This is a genomic window from Flavobacterium melibiosi (assembly GCF_048158545.1).
GTDB classification, from domain to species: Bacteria; Bacteroidota; Bacteroidia; order Flavobacteriales; family Flavobacteriaceae; genus Flavobacterium; species Flavobacterium melibiosi.
In genome coordinates this window covers 191,798-210,650 of the sequence record NZ_JBLNKU010000005.1, presented here as the reverse complement: position 1 = coordinate 210,650, position 18,853 = coordinate 191,798, and the positions used below count along the sequence as shown (strand labels likewise).

Annotated in this window: 20 protein-coding genes; 15 read left to right on the top strand and 5 right to left on the bottom strand. The window is 35.4% G+C overall.

Going from position 1 to position 18,853, the window contains the following annotated elements; translation table 11 throughout:
* Positions 1–10: 10 nt before the first annotated feature.
* From ACM55F_RS08385 to ftsY, 8 genes are all read left to right on the top strand, one after another.
* The gene (locus tag ACM55F_RS08385) at positions 11–781 is read left to right on the top strand and encodes a 3'-5' exonuclease (protein ID WP_282732278.1); all 771 of its coding nucleotides are present in this window, start codon (positions 11–13) and stop codon (positions 779–781) included.
* Positions 782–864: 83 nt separating this feature from the next.
* On the top strand, positions 865–1,476 hold the full coding sequence (locus ACM55F_RS08380; RefSeq protein WP_143386772.1) for a fumarylacetoacetate hydrolase family protein: 612 nt from the start codon (positions 865–867) through the stop codon (positions 1,474–1,476).
* Positions 1,476–1,820 (top strand): Hpt domain-containing protein, encoded by a 345-nt coding sequence (locus ACM55F_RS08375; RefSeq protein WP_282732276.1) that lies wholly within the window; start codon positions 1,476–1,478, stop codon positions 1,818–1,820. Before ACM55F_RS08380 ends, ACM55F_RS08375 begins: the two co-directional genes overlap by 1 nt.
* A gap of 215 nt (positions 1,821–2,035) precedes the next feature.
* Entirely contained in the window at positions 2,036–3,286 is a 1,251-nt protein-coding gene (locus tag ACM55F_RS08370) for a CinA family nicotinamide mononucleotide deamidase-related protein (RefSeq protein WP_416853354.1), read from the top strand.
* Between the two features lie 75 nt (positions 3,287–3,361).
* Positions 3,362–3,598 (top strand): 50S ribosomal protein L28, encoded by a 237-nt coding sequence (gene rpmB, locus ACM55F_RS08365; RefSeq protein WP_024980263.1) that lies wholly within the window; start codon positions 3,362–3,364, stop codon positions 3,596–3,598.
* Between the two features lie 27 nt (positions 3,599–3,625).
* Complete coding sequence (gene rpmG / locus ACM55F_RS08360) at positions 3,626–3,808, top strand: 50S ribosomal protein L33 (protein WP_017495179.1); 183 nt, start codon at positions 3,626–3,628, stop codon at positions 3,806–3,808.
* A 9-nt stretch (positions 3,809–3,817) separates the two neighbouring features.
* On the top strand, positions 3,818–3,970 hold the full coding sequence (locus ACM55F_RS08355) for a DUF4295 domain-containing protein (RefSeq protein WP_143386768.1): 153 nt from the start codon (positions 3,818–3,820) through the stop codon (positions 3,968–3,970).
* 128 nt (positions 3,971–4,098) lie between these two features.
* Positions 4,099–5,052 (top strand): signal recognition particle-docking protein FtsY, encoded by a 954-nt coding sequence (gene ftsY / locus ACM55F_RS08350; RefSeq protein WP_416853353.1) that lies wholly within the window; start codon positions 4,099–4,101, stop codon positions 5,050–5,052.
* Between the two features lie 187 nt (positions 5,053–5,239).
* Here the strand turns inward: ftsY and ACM55F_RS08345 are convergent, their stop codons facing one another.
* Positions 5,240–6,316, bottom strand: coding sequence for a serine hydrolase domain-containing protein (locus tag ACM55F_RS08345; RefSeq protein ID WP_416853352.1), 1,077 nt, complete (start codon positions 6,314–6,316; stop codon positions 5,240–5,242).
* Positions 6,317–6,540: 224 nt separating this feature from the next.
* Between ACM55F_RS08345 and ACM55F_RS08340 the strand changes: the two genes are divergently transcribed.
* Together ACM55F_RS08340 and ACM55F_RS08335 are read left to right on the top strand one after the other, a co-directional pair.
* On the top strand, positions 6,541–6,981 hold the full coding sequence (locus ACM55F_RS08340; protein ID WP_416853351.1) for a lipocalin family protein: 441 nt from the start codon (positions 6,541–6,543) through the stop codon (positions 6,979–6,981).
* Positions 6,962–7,258 carry a DciA family protein gene (locus ACM55F_RS08335; protein ID WP_035673647.1) on the top strand — a complete coding sequence of 99 codons (297 nt, stop codon included), beginning with the start codon at positions 6,962–6,964 and terminating at the stop codon, positions 7,256–7,258. The genes ACM55F_RS08340 and ACM55F_RS08335 overlap by 20 nt, the downstream gene beginning before the upstream one ends.
* A gap of 142 nt (positions 7,259–7,400) precedes the next feature.
* On the opposite strand, the gene ACM55F_RS08330 is transcribed toward ACM55F_RS08335, so the two are convergent.
* The 4 genes from ACM55F_RS08330 to bshC all read right to left on the bottom strand — a co-directional run bounded on the left by ACM55F_RS08330 (position 7,401) and on the right by bshC (position 10,819).
* The gene (locus tag ACM55F_RS08330) at positions 7,401–7,820 is read right to left on the bottom strand and encodes a nucleoside-diphosphate kinase (protein ID WP_416853350.1); all 420 of its coding nucleotides are present in this window, start codon (positions 7,818–7,820) and stop codon (positions 7,401–7,403) included.
* Positions 7,821–7,939: 119 nt separating this feature from the next.
* Positions 7,940–8,176, bottom strand: a complete 237-nt coding sequence (locus ACM55F_RS08325; RefSeq protein ID WP_416853349.1) for a hypothetical protein — start codon at positions 8,174–8,176, stop codon at positions 7,940–7,942.
* 5 nt (positions 8,177–8,181) lie between these two features.
* Positions 8,182–9,210 (bottom strand): acyltransferase family protein, encoded by a 1,029-nt coding sequence (locus ACM55F_RS08320; RefSeq protein ID WP_416853348.1) that lies wholly within the window; start codon positions 9,208–9,210, stop codon positions 8,182–8,184.
* A gap of 16 nt (positions 9,211–9,226) precedes the next feature.
* Complete coding sequence (gene bshC / locus ACM55F_RS08315) at positions 9,227–10,819, bottom strand: bacillithiol biosynthesis cysteine-adding enzyme BshC (protein ID WP_416853347.1); 1,593 nt, start codon at positions 10,817–10,819, stop codon at positions 9,227–9,229.
* A gap of 104 nt (positions 10,820–10,923) precedes the next feature.
* Between bshC and ACM55F_RS08310 the strand changes: the two genes are divergently transcribed.
* From ACM55F_RS08310 to ACM55F_RS08290, 5 genes are all read left to right on the top strand, one after another.
* Positions 10,924–12,207 carry an MFS transporter gene (locus tag ACM55F_RS08310; RefSeq protein ID WP_416853346.1) on the top strand — a complete coding sequence of 428 codons (1,284 nt, stop codon included), beginning with the start codon at positions 10,924–10,926 and terminating at the stop codon, positions 12,205–12,207.
* A gap of 246 nt (positions 12,208–12,453) precedes the next feature.
* A complete protein-coding gene (locus ACM55F_RS08305; protein ID WP_416853345.1) occupies positions 12,454–14,664 on the top strand; it encodes a B12-binding domain-containing radical SAM protein in 2,211 nt (736 codons plus the stop codon).
* Between the two features lie 354 nt (positions 14,665–15,018).
* Complete coding sequence (locus tag ACM55F_RS08300; protein WP_416853344.1) at positions 15,019–15,504, top strand: acyl-CoA carboxylase biotin carboxyl carrier protein subunit; 486 nt, start codon at positions 15,019–15,021, stop codon at positions 15,502–15,504.
* A 199-nt stretch (positions 15,505–15,703) separates the two neighbouring features.
* Positions 15,704–17,143 (top strand): acetyl-CoA carboxylase biotin carboxylase subunit, encoded by a 1,440-nt coding sequence (gene accC, locus ACM55F_RS08295; RefSeq protein WP_416853343.1) that lies wholly within the window; start codon positions 15,704–15,706, stop codon positions 17,141–17,143.
* Positions 17,144–17,262: 119 nt separating this feature from the next.
* Positions 17,263–18,804, top strand: a complete 1,542-nt coding sequence (locus tag ACM55F_RS08290; protein ID WP_416853342.1) for an acyl-CoA carboxylase subunit beta — start codon at positions 17,263–17,265, stop codon at positions 18,802–18,804.
* Positions 18,805–18,853 lie beyond the last annotated feature (49 nt).

Sequence of the window (18,853 nt, the reverse complement as noted above, 5' to 3'; positions counted from 1 at the left end):
AAATTTAAAAATGGAACTTAAACTCAATAAACCAATTTGCTTTTTCGATCTTGAAACCACAGGAATTGATATCGGAAAAGATAGAATTGTAGAAATCTCAATATTTAAAGTTTTTCCAAACGGAAACAAAGAAAGCAAAACTTGGCTGGTTAATCCAACGATTCCAATTCCGCCACAAACAACAGCTGTTCATGGAATTACCGATGAAAAAGTGGCGAATGAACCGACTTTTAATGAGCTGGCAGCGCAAGTTTATAATATGATTAAAGACAGTGATTTGGCTGGATTTAATTCGGATCGTTTTGATATTCCGTTATTAGCGGAAGAATTATTGCGTGCTGGAGTAGATTTTGATATGAAAGGAAAAGTGTCAGTAGATGTTCAAACAATTTTTCACAAAATGGAAGAACGAACCTTGTCAGCAGCTTTAAAATTCTATTGTGGTAAAGGACTGGAAAATGCACATTCTGCGGAAGCGGATACTATGGCAACTTATGAAATCCTTAAAGCACAATTGGATCGTTATCCGGAATTGGAAAATGACATGAAATTGCTTTCGGAATTTTCAACTAGAAAAAAGATTGCTGATTTTGCCGGAATGATAGCTTTTGATAAAGATAATGAAGAGATTTTTTCATTTGGAAAACACAAAGGAGTAAAAGTAGACAAGGTTTTAGAAACGGAGCCAGGTTATTTTAGTTGGATTCAAAATGCCGATTTTCCTTTGTATACCAAAAAAGTTTTAACGGCAATCAAACTTAGAAAACTGAATACAAAATAGGTATCAGGATATTGGGTATTAGGTTTTGGGAGTAAGATATTCAAAAACCTAAAACCTAAAATCTAAAACCCAAAACCCAAGTTATGAAAATAATCTGCATTGGTAGAAATTATACCAACCATATAGAGGAATTGCACAACGAAAGACCCACAGAACCGGTGGTTTTTATGAAGCCGGATTCAGCTGTTTTATTGAAACAACATCCGTTCGTAATTCCTGAATTTTCGGAAGATGTTCACCATGAAATCGAAATTATTGTAAAAATCAATAAAGTGGGGAAGTATATTGAACCTAAGTTTGCGCATAAATATTATGACGAAATTAGTGTAGGAATAGATTTTACGGCTCGGGATTTACAAGATAAATTAAAAGCAAAAGGGCTGCCTTGGGAAAAGGCAAAAGCATTTGACGGTTCGGCGGTTATAGGAGAATTTTTACCAAAAAATCAATTTAGTTCATTAGAAAATATTACTTTTGAATTAACCAACAACAATAAAACGGTACAAATAGGTAACTCTAATCTTATGTTGTGGAAAATTGATGAACTAATTTCGCATGTTTCTCAGTTTTTTACCTTAAAAATTGGGGATATTATTTTTACGGGAACTCCAGAAGGAGTAGCTGCTGTAAAGCCGGATGATGTTTTAGAAGGGTTTTTAGAAGGACAACAACTATTTAGAATACAAGTAAAATAATGGCTATAAACTACAACCTTTCAAAAGTGTACGCACTTTCAGACAACGATCCAGAATTTGTAAATGAAATTTTGACTTTGTTCGTTACTGAAGTTCCAGACGATTTATTGCAAATCAAAGAAGGGATAAAAAAGAAAGACCATAAGCATGCTTATGCCTATGCACACAAGATAAAACCTACGCTTGATTTAATGGGTTTAAACGTGGCTTTTGAAGAGATTCTTCAAGTCGAAGCCTGGACCAAAGCTGAAGGTAAAAAGAAAGACATAAAAGAAACTTTCAAGAGCGTTAAGAATCAAGTCAACGATGCGATCAAAGAAATCAAAAAAGACTTTAATTTGTAAAATTTTGGCGTGACCCGCAGAAAAAGCGGGTCGGGCTATCCGTTACAAACGAAGTTCACTGAACTCCTATGAAAATAATTATTAGGTGAAGTAATCTCCCGAAGAAAAATCGGGAGGATTTTCACTTTTATCCCTCACGCAAAAAAAGGAACGTATTAATTTATACTTTCCTTTTTTTTGGATTGCAATCTCACAAAAAAAATAGCACTTAAAAAATGAAAGCAACCATAGTTACTATAGGTGACGAAATTTTAATAGGCCAGATTGTTGATACAAATTCTGGTTTTATTGCCAAATCGTTGGACAAAATTGGTGTTGAAATCAACGAAATGATTTCGATAAGCGACGATAAAAAACATATTTTAGATACTTTTGCGAAGCTTCAAAACAGAGTGGATCTGGTTATTATTACCGGGGGTTTAGGCCCGACAAAAGATGATGTTACCAAGAAAACATTTTGTGATTATTTTGAAGATGAATTAATTGTTGATCAGAAAGTTCTTACTCATGTTACCCATCTTATAGAAGGTTTTTATAAGCGAACAATTACGCAAATCAATAAAGACCAGGCGCTGGTTCCGTCAAAATGTACGGTACTTCATAATCAGGTAGGTACGGCACCTGGAATGTGGATGAAAAAGGAAAATACAGTATTTATTTCGCTTCCCGGAGTTCCTTTCGAAATGAAATATTTAGTAGAGCATGAGATAATTCCAAAAGTTGTCCGTGAATACAAGCGCCCCTACATTCTTCATAAAACAATTCTTACTTACGGTCAAGGAGAGAGTATGGTTGCTGAGCGTATTGAAGAATGGGAAAATAACCTTCCTGAATTTATCAAATTAGCATATTTGCCTGCACCGGGAAGAGTTCGTTTGCGTCTTTCGGCGCGAGGTACTGATAAGGAAAAATTAGAGGCTGCCATTGAAGAAAATGTAAACTCGCTGGCTGCCATAATCAATGATATTATTGTTGGTTTTGATGATGATGAAACCCTCGAGGTTGTAGTGGGGAAAATGCTGACAAAACAAAATAAAACGATTTCCACTGCCGAAAGTTGCACAGGAGGAAAAATCGCAGCAGTATTGACATCGGTTTCCGGGGCTTCAAAGTATTTTAAAGGAAGTGTGGTTTCGTATGCTACAGAAGTTAAAATTAATGTTTTGGGTATTCCCGAAAGCCTCATAAAAGAGCATTCTGTTGTGAGTAGGGAAGTAGTTTCAGCTATGGCTTTGAGCATAAAAAAGATGATGAAAACGGATTATGCAATTGCTACAACTGGAAACGCAGGGCCGTTAAAAGGAGACTCAAATGCGGAAGTTGGAGCTGTTTTTATCGCATTGGCAACATCAAGCGAAGTAATTGTTGAAGAATTTAATTTTGGCCAACCCCGTGAAAAAGTGATAGATAGAGCGGTAATTAAAAGTTTAGAGCTATTACAGAAAGAAATTTTGAAAAATGTGTAATATTTTCTTTGCTTAATAGGTTTATTTTTCTTTTCTTTGCACCCTGATTTTGAATAACGATAAAAGATAAGTATAATGTCAAGAGTTTGTGACCTTACAGGTAAAAGAGCGATGGTAGGAAATAACGTTTCTCACGCTATGAACAAAACTAAGAGAAAATTTTCTGTAAACTTAGTTAAAAAGCGTTTTTATCTTCCAGAAGAAGATAGATGGATTACTCTAAGAGTAGCTGCATCTACGATAAAAACAATTAATAAAAATGGAATCGCTGCAGTTTTGAAAAAAGCGCAGTCAGAAGGATTTATTAAATAATCCCTTCCAAAATAAAAAAATAGCAAGATGGCAAAGAAAGGTAATAGAATCCAGGTAATTTTAGAATGTACTGAACACAAAACATCAGGTGTTGCAGGGACTTCAAGATACATAACAACAAAGAACAAAAAAAATACTCCGGACAGATTAGAGATTAAAAAATTTAATCCAATCTTGAAGCGTGTAACTGTTCATAAAGAAATTAAATAATAATTAGTCATGGCAAAGAAAACAGTAGCATCGTTACAGACATCTTCTAAGAGATTATCAAAAGCCATTAAAATGGTGAAATCTCCAGTAACAGGAGCATATACATTCGTAGAATCTATTATGACTCCAGAAGCAGTTGATGAATTCTTGAAAAAGAAGTAATTTACAATAGCATTATATAGAAAAGCTACTTTCATTCGGAAGTAGCTTTTTTATTTTCTATATTTACCGTTAGAAAAACGTATTGGTTCTTTGGACTTAAATACTTCATTCTTAATACTATTTATACAATGAGTTTTTTCAAAAGAATATTTTCATCAGAGAAAAAAGAAACATTAGACAAAGGTCTTGAAAAATCAAAAACAAATTTCTTTTCGAAGCTAACCAAAGCTGTTGCCGGAAAGTCAAAAGTTGATGACGAAGTTTTAGATAATTTAGAGGAAATTCTTGTTGCCTCAGATGTTGGTGTGAATACTACATTAAAAATAATCACCAGAATCGAAAATCGTGTTGCTTCAGATAAATACCTTGGTATAGAAGAACTTAATCAAATTCTTAGAGAAGAAATTGCTGCTCTATTATCAGAGACTAATAGTGGGGAAGCCACTGAATTTATAATTCCAACACAAACGAAACCGTATGTTTTAATGGTGGTAGGTGTGAATGGAGTTGGAAAAACTACAACTATTGGCAAGTTAGCGTATCAATTTAAAAAACAAGGGTATAAAGTAGTTTTGGGTGCAGCCGATACTTTTCGTGCGGCAGCCATCGATCAGTTGCAAATATGGGCGGATAGAGTAGGCGTTCCTATTGTTCGTCAAGATATGGGAAGTGATCCTGCTTCGGTAGCTTTTGATACATTACAATCAGCAGTGGCACAAAATGCCGATATTGTTATTATTGATACTGCAGGTCGTTTGCATAATAAAATTAATTTAATGAACGAATTGACCAAAGTAAAACGAGTGATGCAAAAAGTTGTTGGTGATGCGCCACACGATGTATTATTAGTTTTGGACGGCTCAACCGGTCAGAATGCTTTTGAACAAGCGAAACAATTTACAGCAGCTACTGAGGTTACTTGTTTAGCAGTTACGAAACTAGACGGAACTGCAAAAGGTGGTGTTGTAATAGGAATCTCAGATCAGTTTCAAATTCCAGTAAAATACATTGGTGTTGGAGAAGGAATTGAGGATCTTCAGGTTTTTAATAAGTATGAGTTTGTAGATAGTTTTTTTAAATAATAATTAGAATGGATTTTTCTTCTTTAAAAAATACACCTCCGATGTATCTCTATCTAGTGAGCATCATTTCTTTTATATTGGCAAATCTTGTCCGAGATAAAAGTCTTGGTTTCTATTATTTTTTGTTGGTAATAGGTTTGGTTTTCTTTGTCTTAGGTTTTATGAAACGTTTGAAAACCAAGTAGGTTTATTGGTATAAATCACTAATTTTTTGCCATAAAGTTTCATCAAAATCGGATAAAGCAAAAGTTGGATTATCTGGATTTGCAACATCTCCCATTCTGATTACGACCATTTTCTTGCTTGGAATAATATAGATTTTCTGGTCGTTTTTGCCTAAGGCCATATACATATCGGCTGGAGCTGTCGGTATTAAACTACCATTGAACTGAAGTTGGCTTTGTGGCAAATGATAACTTGATTTTCCATTCAGCCACCATAAATAGCCATATCCCAGATTTATAGTTTGTGAAGTGTTTGTGGCTTCGTTTAAATAGTTTTCATTCACTATTGTATTACTTTCCCATTTTCCTTTGTTGTAAATTAACAAGCCAAAGCGTGCCATGGAGCGAGTATTACTTCCATAAACAGAATTATTGCCTAATTGAAACCATGCGCCATCCATTCCTATTTTATCTTTCAATTTGGTATTGAAATAGGTATTCCAAGTTTGACCGCTGACTTGAGCAATCACATCCTGTAATTTTACATATACATTATGATACGCCCAACGTATTCCTGCATCCGCTTTGTATTTTAGGCTTGCTGGATCAACATGATCTGTACTGTCATCTAATCCGGAAGTCATATTGAGTAAATGTTTGTTTGTAATCAAGTTTTCTTTGGCTAAAGGCAAACTGGTCCAACCAGTTCCTATGTATTGTGAAACTTTAGTATTGATGTTGATCAGGTTTTCTTGTTGTGCAATTCCTGTTACAGTTGATGTCAGTGTTTTTCCGGCGCTTGCCCAATACCAAAAAGCATTGACGTCATGACCGTTGAAATAATTTTCCATTACGATTCTGCCGTTAATAAGAATAATGAAAGATTTAGAATTTTTGAGTTCCAAATAATCTAATAGCGGTTGCACGGCGGATTGTTTCCAACCTAAACTCGCAATAGATTTTGTTTCCCAAGTTGTACCATTTAATGGTGGGAAATAGATTGTTTCTGCAGGTGTTGGAGTAGGAGTTGGTTCAGTAGTTTCGGGACTGCAGCTACTACAAAATAATACGATGAGAAAACTGTAGATTATTTTTGACATCTTGCTAATGATTTATTTCTAATTCCTTTAAGACCAAAAATATAGAAAATAGTTTAATGTGTTTCTACTATTTTTGTTTTCTTTGAATTTATTAAGAGTAACTTTGTATTTAGAATAAACGTGATTTAACCCGAATTCCCTAGCCCTGATGGAAGCGGTATCCCACGCTTTTTTTGCGTGGATATAGCGTACAGCAGGAAATAGCTCCTAAAAATAATAATTATATGAAAAACACATTTAGCATTCTTTTTATAGTATTTCTTTTTGTAGGATGTCAGCAAAATATTAAGCCCGCCGATATTGCTAAAATAAATGGATATTGGGAAATTGAAAAAGTTGTTTTTGAAAAAGGAAAAGATAAGGAATATGGGATGAATGAAAGTTATGATTTTTTCAAAATAAGCAACAATAAAGGGATTCGGAAGAAAGTGATGCCACAATTGGATGGGACTTTTTTGGTGAATGATGTTTATGAAAACGTAACGGTGCGATTTGCCGATGATAAAGTATTTTTAGATTATTCGACACCGTACATGAAATGGAGTGAGGAATTAATTGCTTTGTCAGCGGAAGAATTAGTATTGTTGAACAAGGAAAAAACGGAATATCATTACAAGAAAGCAACATCAATAAATTTACTGGGCGATGGCAAAAAGGCTAAATAATCAGAGTACGATAGGGGATGTTTTGAAACAAATTATCCAAGTGAATAAACTCCAACCCGGAATGGATCAAATTGACGTTAAAGATGCGTGGAAAAATCTGATGGGTAATGGAGTGAACAGTTATACCAACAATGTAGTTTTGAAAGGAAGTACATTGTATGTAGAGTTAACTTCGTCAGTTTTACGAGAGGAATTAAGTCACGGCAGGTCAAAAATTGTGGCTATGATTAATGAAGAATTGCGTCGTGATGTGGTGAAGGATGTAGTTTTGAGATAATGATTTTAGATTGTTGATCAACGATTTTAGATTTCAGTGATTGTAAATAAAAAATCCCGTTTCAAATTTTTGAAACGGGATTTTCTGTTTTATAGGATTTTTAAATCTTAATTCAAAAATTCGTTAATCTTCAATCATAAATCTAAAACTGCTCTCTTCCAGCAAAATGGAAAGCACCTTCGATAGCTGCATTTTCATCGCTATCAGAACCGTGAACTGCATTTTCTCCAATAGAAGTAGCGTATGCTTTACGGATAGTACCTTCAGCAGCTTCAGCAGGGTTTGTAGCACCAATTAAAGTTCTGAAATCTTCAACAGCGTTATCTTTTTCTAAAATAGCAGCAACAATTGGTCCTCTTGACATGAATTCAACTAATTCACCGTAGAAAGGTCTTGCAGCGTGAACTTCGTAAAATGCTTGAGCATCAGCTACAGTTAATTGTGTTAATTTCAAAGAAATGATTTTGAAACCTGCATTAGTAATCATAGCAAGTATGTTTCCGATGTGTCCGTTAGCAACAGCATCAGGCTTGATCATTGTAAATGTTCTATTAGTAGCCATTTTGTTTGTGTTTTTAATTTTTCGAATTGGGTGCAAAAGTAAACTTTTTTTATGTGTTTATTTTAATAAATCACCAATTAAAAGGACTTTATTTAAGATTAGTCAGGAATTTTTAAAAATTAAACCTTAAAGATTAATTTATGTTTATAAAACAGCCCTAAAATGAAAGACCAAATAGTTACATAAATTAAAGCTCCGGCTAAGGATGCCGTCATAGGATTATTGAAAACGGGTGCAATCCAAAAACTATACAGATAATTTTGAAGATTGATTTGTTCAGAAGGAATTTCTGGATTTTGAAATTGAATCATTTCCAATCCTTGTGGGATTATTTCCGAAAAGAAGAATACAATCATTGGATTTACGCCCCAAACAAGAAATAGCTTTGTCCATTTTTATAGTTTGCAATATCAATCACATAATAGAAAAGAGTCAAAGAAAGTATTGCTAAACCGGATGTATATAAAACAAAAGAGCTCGTCCACAGTGATTTGTTTAGTGGAAATACAATAGACCATAAAAGTGTCAGAATGATAAGACTCATTCCTGTAATTCCCATTCTTTTCGCAATTTCCAGTTTTGGTAATGGACGATTGAGCAATTGACCGATAAGCAATCCTATTATTCCTGAAGCTATAGCGGGAATAGTACTTAGAATTCCTTCGGGGTCCCAAGTTTTTGTAACGGCCCATACATGATCTTTTAATAAAATACTGTCAATCCATGATGCTAAATTAGTTCCTTTTTCAAGGTTTGCTAAACCAATTTCTGGAACAGGAATCAGTGTCATTATTGCCCAATATCCCAATAAAATTGTTGAAGTTACTATAAGTTGCGTTTTTTGGGTAGTTTTTAAATACAAAAGAGATATTATAAAATATACAATTCCAATGCGTTGTAAAACGCCCGGAAGCCTTACGTCTTGATAAGCTTCAATGCCACTGTAAGCCAAGAATAGATAAATAGCAAATATAGCAACGGCTAAATATGTTTTTACTTTTGAATTGAAACTACCCATCAGTGCATAGCCAACGCCAATGGTTATGATTAATCGTCCTATTAATAATGGGATTCCTTCCAGTCCGAAGAGTTGTATTTTTCCAAAGAAATTAAAAAATACTCCTAAACAAAACATGCGCAGTGAACGAACCATTATTTTATTAAAAGTGGTGCTGTCAAAATTTTTTGTAGGCATTGCAAATGAAACGGCTACACCCATAATGAAGATAAAGAATGGAAAAACTAAATCGGTGGGAGTGCAACCATTCCAATCGGAGTGTAATAAAGGAGGATAGACTGTCGCCCAGCTTCCTGGATTGTTGACAATGGTCATTAATAAAATAGTAAATCCTCTAAATACATCCAGTGAAATCAGGCGTTCTTTGATCATTAGTTTTTGGTTGGTTTTAAGGAAGTGTAATTATATCAAAATTAGACTGTAAAGGCTTGAGTTGATTCACCAATGTTGGAATCAGATTGTCACCATTTTCTAAATAAAATCCCGAAAAATTAGTTTGGCGTTCCTGTAAACTTTGGTTGGGAAATAATTCGTTTTGCAAGTTTGTGATGCGTTGTAAAATAGCACTTAATTTTCTTTTTTGTGCTTTAAGCAAACGTTTCTCTAGATTTTCTAATCCTTTAGTTTGTTTTACTTCCTGTGCTTTTACAGCTCCAATAAAAGATTCATCTGTTTTATTTGCTACTTCATAAAGCGCTTCAAATTGTTTTTGCAATTGGGTTTTCAAATGCTTTAAATCGATTGGGAAATCTGATAATTGTTTGGTTTTAGTATTTACTAAATTATCCTGTTTTGAAAATAAATCGGCCCAATTCAAGTCTAATTTGTCTGCTTTTTTAGCTTGCTTTTCGGTAGCTAATAGAACAGAGTTTCTAAGTAAAAGGATTGGAAAAGTTATTTTTGCAGCAGCAAAAAAGGATTTTAGTTCTAACCAATATGCGATTTCTCCGCCTCCGCCAATGTAGCATAAATTAGGAAGAATCACTTCTTGATATAACGGACGCATAATCACGTTAGGACTGAATTTCTCTGGATGATTCTCTAAAAGTGTTAGAATTTCACTTTCAGAAAACTCGATTTTAGTGTGATTTACTTTGTAAGTATCATTTTCAAAGATGATGCGTTCTCTTATGTCATCTTCGATATAAAACAAATTAATTTCACGTGGATTCACTTGAACCGTGTAGTCTTTTAATTTTTCAGCAGTTTCCAATACTAATTTATGGGATGACTGTTGCAATAATTCTTCTTTTACAAAAGGAATGAAGTTGCGTTTTAAATCCTGATTATCTGCGTCCAAAATGACTAAACCATACGCGCCAAAAAGTGCATTGGCCAAAAATCTCGTAGCATCGGCTAAATTATCGTGATTGAGATAAGAATCTTCAAATAGTTTTTTGAGTGTATTTGCATTTGTACTGGAACCTAATTCCAGCGCATATACTTCAAGGAAATCAGCTAAACCTTCAGTAGACAATCTACCAACAGGACCAGCGCTTTCTTTGTTCCAACGGAATTTTTTACCTTTAAAATTAAAATAATTGATTTCTTCAAAATCATGATCCTCGGTTGCCATCCAATAAATGGGAACGAAGTGATACGTTGGATATTTCGCTTTTAATTCGGTAGTCAAATTAATAGTCGAAATAATTTTATACAAGAAATATAAAGGACCGCTGAATAAATTTAATTGATGTCCTGTAGTAATGGTAAATGTATTTGTATTGCCTAAAGCGTCAATATTTTGTTTGGTCAAAGCCGAAGTTTCAACATTTAAATATTGTTTTTGTAAAACGGAAACCAATGTTTTTCGGGAAGTATCATCAAAATTTGCTTGCTTCTCCAGAATTTGTTCTTCAAAGTTTTCAAGCGTTGGGAATCTGTTATATAGGGATTGTAAGTTTGTCTTTTGGTCTAAATAATCATTCATCAAAGGAGAGAAATATCCGGAATTCTGATAGCTGATACAGTCGGTTGGCATAATAAATTTTTATATGTCGCTAATTTACCAATAATAATTGGAACTATAATATTTGTTACTTTCGAAAAATAGTATCAATTTTATCGAAATATTTTAACATTCCTATGCAAGATAATTCAAATCCGAATAAAGAAAATTCATTAAAACATATTCTTTTTGGCAGTTTAATTGGTACAACTATAGAGTTTTTCGATTTTTATATTTATGCAAATGCAGCCGTTTTGGTTTTTCCTCAATTGTTTTTTCCTTCAACAGACAGTACTAATTCGGTTTTGCTATCCCTAGCGACGTTTTCGATAGCGTTTCTTTCCAGACCTCTTGGCTCGGCTGTTTTTGGTCATTATGGGGATAAAATAGGTCGCAAGACTACCTTAGTAATTGCTTTGTTAACGATGGGTATTTCAACGGTGAGTATTGGTTTTTTACCGAGTTATGCCAGCATTGGAATTGCTGCCCCTTTATTATTAATGTTGTGCCGCTTTGGTCAGGGAGTTGGTTTAGGTGGTGAATGGGGTGGAGCCGTATTATTGGCCATCGAAAATGCTCCGCCTAATAAACGTGCTTGGTATGGTATGTTCCCCCAATTGGGAGCTCCAATAGGTTTATTGCTTTCGGGAGGGACTTTCTTGATTTTGACTGATACGATGAGTGCCGATGCTTTTCTGGATTATGGTTGGAGGATTCCGTTTATAGCGAGTTCATTACTGGTTGTGGTAGGTTTTTATATTCGATTAAAAATCACCGAAACTCCTGCTTTCGAAAATTCAAAAAAAGAACAAGAAGAAGTGAAAATTCCTTTTTTTACTTTATTAAAATTTTATAAAAACCAATTGATTTTTGGCACATTTGCTGCCATTACTACTTTCTTAGTGTTTTATCTCATGACGGTGTTTACGCTCAGCTGGGCAACTTCTGATTTAGGTTATTCCAAAAGAGATTTTCTATTAATGCAGTTGTTTTCGGTATTGTTTTTTGCACTTTTCATTCCTGTTTCGGCCCTAATTGCGGATCGTATTGGGCGTAGAAAGATGCTGATTTATTCCACAACAGCTATTGCTATTTTTGGTTTTGCATTTTCTTTCTTCTTAAACTCAGGCAGCACCATTCTAGTGACTTTGTTTTTATGTGTTGGAATGGCTTTGATGGGATTTACGTATGGCCCTTTGGGTACTTTCTTATCAGAATTATTTCCTACTACCGTTCGTTATTCAGGCACTTCGTTGGCATTTAATTTGGCAGGAATCATTGGAGCGGCTTTTGCACCCATGATTGCGATTTGGTTGGCGACGCAGTACAGTTTGACTTATGTTGGTTTTTATTTGAGTACCGCAGCCTGTATCTCTTTATTTTCTTTGTTGATGATTAGCAAAGAAGAGCATAAGTTTTAAGAGGATATTGTAATTTTAAACTAGAAAGCGTCAGTATTCTAGTATTAGTTCTGGCAGAAATTGGCTGGTACTGGATTTTCTTTTTAGATCAATGATTTGGTCTTTATTTTATTCGAAATAGGTCAAGTGATTTTTGTGTTTACCAAATAGCGACAAAACGATAATAATAGCAAAACGATTAATTTAGGTGTCTTAGAAATAGAAAGAACATAAATAACCCTTATTTTTGCACCAAACTTATTCCTTTTGAAAACCAAACTTTTCCTCATTACGCCTCCTTTTACCCAACTGAATACACCGTATCCGGCAACTGCTTACATCAAAGGGTTTCTGAATACTAAAAATATTGAGTCTGTTCAGGCCGATTTGGGAATCGAAGTGATTTTGAAATTGTTTTCGAAAGAAGGTTTGCAAAGTTTATTTACCGTTGGGAGTTTAAAGTTTAAAGTTGGAGAAATCTCAGACAATTCTAAACGTATTTTCGCTTTACAAGACGAATATCTAAAAACTATTGATCCTGTAATTGCTTTTTTACAAGGAAAAAATCCAACATTGGCACTTCAAATTTGTCAGGAAGATTTCTTGCCGGAAGCGTCACGATTTGCACAATTGGAAGAATTGGATTGGGCTTTTGGAACAATGGGAACACAGGACAAAGCGAAACATTTGGCTACTTTGTATCTCGAAGATATCTCCGATTTTATTGTGGAATGCGTTGATGCCAATTTTGGATTCAGTCGCTATGCTGAACGTTTGGGTCGAAGTGCGAATTCTTTTGACGAGTTGTACGAAGCCTTGCAACAGGAACCTACTTATATTGATAGCATTCTTCTTTCGATTTTAAAGGAAAGAATAGAAACCATCCAGCCTACATTATTCCTGATTTCGGTTCCGTTTCCAGGGAATTTGTATTCGGCTTTTCGTTGCGCACAATGGGTGAAAAAGCATTATCCCGAAATTAAGATTTCGATGGGCGGTGGTTTCCCAAATACGGAATTGCGTTCCCTTTCGGATGCCCGAGTGTTTGAGTTTTTCGATTTTATTACGTTGGATGATGGCGAAATGCCAATCGAAGAATTAATTTCCAATATTGAAAATCCGGGTTACAATTCGTATAAAAGAACCTTTCTTTTAGAAAACGAAAAAGTAGTTTATAAAAATAATTCCATAAAACACGATTACAAACAATCACAAGTGGGCACGCCTGATTACTCGGATTTGTTATTGGATAAATATATTTCGGTTATCGAAATTGTGAATCCAATGCACCGCATGTGGAGTGACGGACGCTGGAACAAACTCACCATGGCGCACGGCTGCTATTGGGGGAAATGTACGTTTTGCGATATTTCTTTAGACTATATTAAAGTTTACGAACCAGTTGCAGCCAATTTATTGTGTGATCGAATGGAGGAAATGATTGCTCAAACAGGCGAAAACGGATTTCATTTTGTAGATGAAGCAGCTCCTCCGGCTTTAATGCGTGCTTTGGCACTCGAAATCCTTCGCAGAAAATTAGCGGTGACTTGGTGGACAAACATTCGATTCGAAAAAAGCTTTACCAAAGATTTGTGTTTTCTACTAAAAGCCTCGGGTTGTATCGCCGTTTCTGGCGGACTCGAAGTCGCTTCCGACAGATTATTAAAACTAATAGATAAAGGGGTTACGGTCGAACAAGTTGCCAAAGTTACCCGAAATTTCACCGAAGCAGGAGTAATGGTTCATGCGTATTTAATGTACGGTTATCCTACACAAACCATTCAGGAAACGGTTGATAGCCTCGAAATGGTACGTCAATTATTTGAAGTGGGTGTATTGCAATCGGGATTCTGGCATCAATTTGCCATGACCGCACACAGTCCCGTGGGCTTGTATCCAGATAAATTTGGCGTTGTTCCTACTTCCCCTCCTTTGGAGGGGTTAGGGGTGGTTTTCGCCAATAACGATATTAATTATACGGATGCAACAGGAATCGATCATGATAAATTTAGTTTTGGACTTAAGAAATCCTTGTTCAATTTCATGCACGGAATCTGTTTTGATTATGAGTTGCAGGATTGGTTTGAATTTAAAATTCCAAAGACTAAAATTTCAAGTGATTTTATATTTGATGCTTTACACGAAGACGATGATTTCAACATAAAACCCACTGCCAAAATCGTTTGGTTAGGCGGGAAGCCATTTATAGAACATTTTACTAAATCCAAAAAAGGGAATTCTTGGGAGCTGATGGCGTTAACTTTCCATGATAAAAAGGAAAGTTTCAGTATTCAAACGAATAAAAACGAAGGAGAATGGCTGGTTGAAATGCTACATAAAATCTCGGTTTCGAATGTTAAAATCCAAACGTTTCAAGAAATAAAATTAGATTTCGAAACACAACTGGAAGACTTTGAGTTGTTTTGGTACTCAAAACCAGTTAAAACCCTAAGAGAATTTGGATTATTAGTTCTGTAAAAGTATTGTCGAATTATTTACAAAAAACTTTAAATATTTAGGTGTTTTAAACCATATAAGAAATTGAAGTTCGTATAATTTGAACCGAACATTAGCTTAAATGTAGTCATATTCCTTATATGGTTGTCAGTAAAATGGATGATGATTTATTCTCTAGAAAAGTAGTAGAACTATTTAATGCTAGATTTTATATGTTTTTTGTAAAGTATACTTAATTTTCTTGTGCTTTTTTATTTAAGTAAGTTTTAATGATTATTTTTATATAACTATATCAAATTAGCATAAAAATTTTATTTTTCGATTACGAAAACGTTTTCTTTACTTATTTTTACAACCAATTAAATAAATACACGTATGAGTATTGGTTATAAAGTAAATGTAAATGATACTTTCCATTTTGATTTTGAAAAGGAAAGTATTTCTCAACTGGATGCAGTTAGTGTGGAAGCTAATAAATTTCATATACTACATCAAAATACCCCTTATAAAGCGGAAATCATCACTTCTGATTTTCTTCAAAAAAACTATACTGTAAAGGTAAATAACAACACTTATGTTGTGGCCATTTCAAATCCTTTGGACATTCTTATTAAAGAAATGGGGTTTGAAGTGGGACTTACCAAGCAAGTCAATTTTATCAAAGCACCTATGCCCGGATTGATTCTAGAAATCAGTGTTGTGGTGGGACAAACTGTAAAAGAGAATGACAACCTAATTATTTTGGGCGCCATGAAAATGGAAAATAGTTTTCTTTCTCCTCGTGACGGCGTTATCAAAACGATTTCAGTAATGATGGGAGATGCTGTAGATAAAGGACAGTTGTTAATTGAATTCGAATAAGTATATACCGCTAATTCGCTAATTAAAAAGTGTTTTTATCGTTGTTACCGAATTCTATTTATGAATTAAAATAGTCGAATTTAAATGAACTTATATCCCTTATATGGTTAAAAAAATGTCTAAATCTGTGGACTAATTTAAACTCATAATTGATACAAGACAATAAAATATAGCAAATCTGTGGTTAAAAAAATAAAAAATGAAAAAATTATTAGTTGCCAATAGAGGGGAAATTGCCATCAGGGTGATGAAAACCGCACAAAAAATGGGCATTAAAACTGTGGCGGTATATTCTACTGCCGACAGAAATGCACCTCACGTAAAATTTGCCGATGAAGCCGTTTGGATTGGGGAAGCACCTTCGAGTCAATCCTATTTATTGGGAAGTAAAATCATTGAAGTAGCGAAAGCCTTAAATGTGGATGCGATTCATCCCGGTTATGGATTCTTGAGTGAAAATGCTGATTTTGCTGAAGAAGCCGAAAAAAATAATATCATCTTTATTGGCCCCAAGTCGAAAGCGATAAAAATCATGGGAAGTAAATTAGCGGCTAAAGATGCCGTTAAGCAATACAATATTCCAATGGTTCCTGGTTTTGACGAAGCCATTACTGATGTCGAAAAAGCTAAAGTGGTTGCCAAGGAAATTGGTTTTCCAATTTTAATTAAAGCTTCAGCAGGTGGCGGTGGAAAAGGAATGCGTGTGGTAGAAAGCGAAGCTGATTTCGAATCCCAAATGGATCGCGCCATCAGTGAAGCAATTTCTGCTTTTGGAGATGGTTCCGTTTTTATCGAAAAATATGTGGGCTCGCCAAGACATATCGAAATTCAGGTGATGGCGGACAGTCATGGCAATGTGTTGTATTTATTCGAAAGAGAATGCAGTATCCAGCGTCGTCATCAAAAAGTGATAGAAGAAGCGCCTTCTTCGGTTTTAACACCGGAATTGCGTAAAAAAATGGGCGAAGCAGCTGTTTTGGTGGCTAAATCCTGTGATTATTTAGGAGCTGGAACTGTCGAATTTTTATTGGACGAAAATAATAATTTCTACTTCTTGGAGATGAACACGCGTTTGCAGGTGGAACATCCCGTTACGGAATGGATTACCGGAACCGACTTGGTTGAATTGCAAATCAGAGTGGCAAGGGGAGAAGCATTGGCAATCAAGCAAGAAGATTTGAAAATAAAAGGACATGCGATGGAATTGCGTGTGTATGCTGAAGATCCGATGAATGATTTTCTGCCAAGTGTTGGTCATTTGGATGTCTATCAATTGCCTGTTGGAGAAGGAATTCGTGTGGATAATGGTTTTGAACAAGGCATGGACATTCCCATTTATTACGATCCAATGTTAGCCAAATTAATTACTTACGGAGAAACCCGTGAGGAAGCCATTCAAATTATGCTTAAAGCGATTGAAGACTATCATGTGGAAGGTGTTCAGACGACGTTGCCTTTCGGGAAATTTGTTTTTGAACACGAGGCGTTTCGTTCCGGGAAATTTGACACGCATTTCGTAAAGAACTATTACAATGCTGATGTATTGAAAAACCAAATGGCGCAAGAAGCCGAAATTGCTGCTTTGGTGGCTTTAAAACAATATTTTGAAGACAAAAAAATCGTACGCTTACTAAATTAGAATAGTTGTTTTAGCCATTAAGAGATTAAGTTTCATTTAGAAAAAGGAGTACTTAATACCTTAATGGTTTTAAAAAAGATAATAAAAAATTAGCGAATTGGCGGTTAAAAAAGAAAAATATGAAAGACAAAATAAATACATTAAACGATAAAATTGCCGAAGCTCATTTGGGTGGAGGTAAAAACAGAATTGCAAAACAACATTCGAATAAAAAGCTAACGGCGAGAGAACGCGTCAATTATTTGATGGACGAAGGTTCTTTTGAAGAAATCGGGATGTTGGTTACGCACCGAACATCTGATTTTGGAATGGAAAAAGAACTGTATTATGGTGATGGTGTCATTACTGGATACGGAACCATAAACGGGCGATTGGTTTATATTTTCGCACAGGATTTCACGGTTTTTGGTGGTTCTTTATCCGAAACCCATGCCGAGAAAATCTGTAAAGTTATGGATATGGCAATCAAAATGGGAGCACCTATGATTGGTCTGAATGATTCTGGTGGAGCACGTATTCAGGAAGGTGTTCGTTCTTTGGGCGGTTATGCTGATATTTTTTACAGAAACGTACAAGCTTCGGGTGTGATTCCGCAAATCTCTGCAATTATGGGTCCCTGTGCCGGTGGAGCCGTTTATTCTCCTGCGATGACTGATTTTACGATGATGGTTGAAGATACCAGTTATATGTTTGTTACAGGACCAAATGTGGTAAAAACCGTGACCAATGAAACCGTAACTTCGGAGGAATTGGGTGGTGCGAGTACGCATTCTACTAAATCGGGTGTGGCGCATTGCACCTCGACCAATGATGTGGAATGTCTGGAGGATTTGAAACGCTTGTTAAGTTATTTGCCACAAAGCAATAAAGAAATGCCCCGCAATTTACCCTACGAGCTGAATGATGAGGTTCGTGCCAAATTAGCGGCTATTATTCCGGATAATTCCAACAAACCCTACGATATGCACGAGGTGATTAGTGGGATTATTGACGAAGATTCGTTTTTTGAAATTCATAAAAATTATGCCGAAAATATCTTGGTTGGTTTTGCCCGATTGGGAGGAAAAAGCATTGGAATTATAGCGAACCAACCGATGATTTTAGCCGGTTGTCTCGATGTGAACAGTTCGAAAAAAGCAGCACGATTTACTCGTTTTTGTGATTGTTTTAATATTCCGTTATTGGTTTTGGTGGATGTACCGGGGTTTTTACCGGGAACTGACCAAGAATGGAACGGGATTATTGTTCATGGTGCGAAATTGCTGTACGCCCTTAGCGAAGCAACCGTACCAAGAGTGACCGTAATTACCCGTAAAGCATACGGTGGTGCGTATGATGTGATGAACTCGAAACACATTGGTGCCGACATGAATTTTGCTTGGCCAACTGCCGAAATTGCCGTAATGGGAGCCAAAGGTGCCTCAGAAATTATCTTCAAGAAAGAAATCAATGAAGCCGAAGATCATGAAGCAAAACTCTTGGAAAAAGAAGTAGAATATGCCGATTTGTTTGCGAATCCATATACTGCAGCGCAACGTGGTTTTGTGGATGAGGTTATCCTACCGCAAGATACAAGACGGAAACTGATAAAAGCCTTTAGTATGCTCGAAAATAAAGTGAGCGTAACCCCTAATAGAAAACACGGAAATATTCCTTTGTGATTGTTGGATAGAATTGAAAAAACCACCTGATTATTTAGGTGGTTTTTTA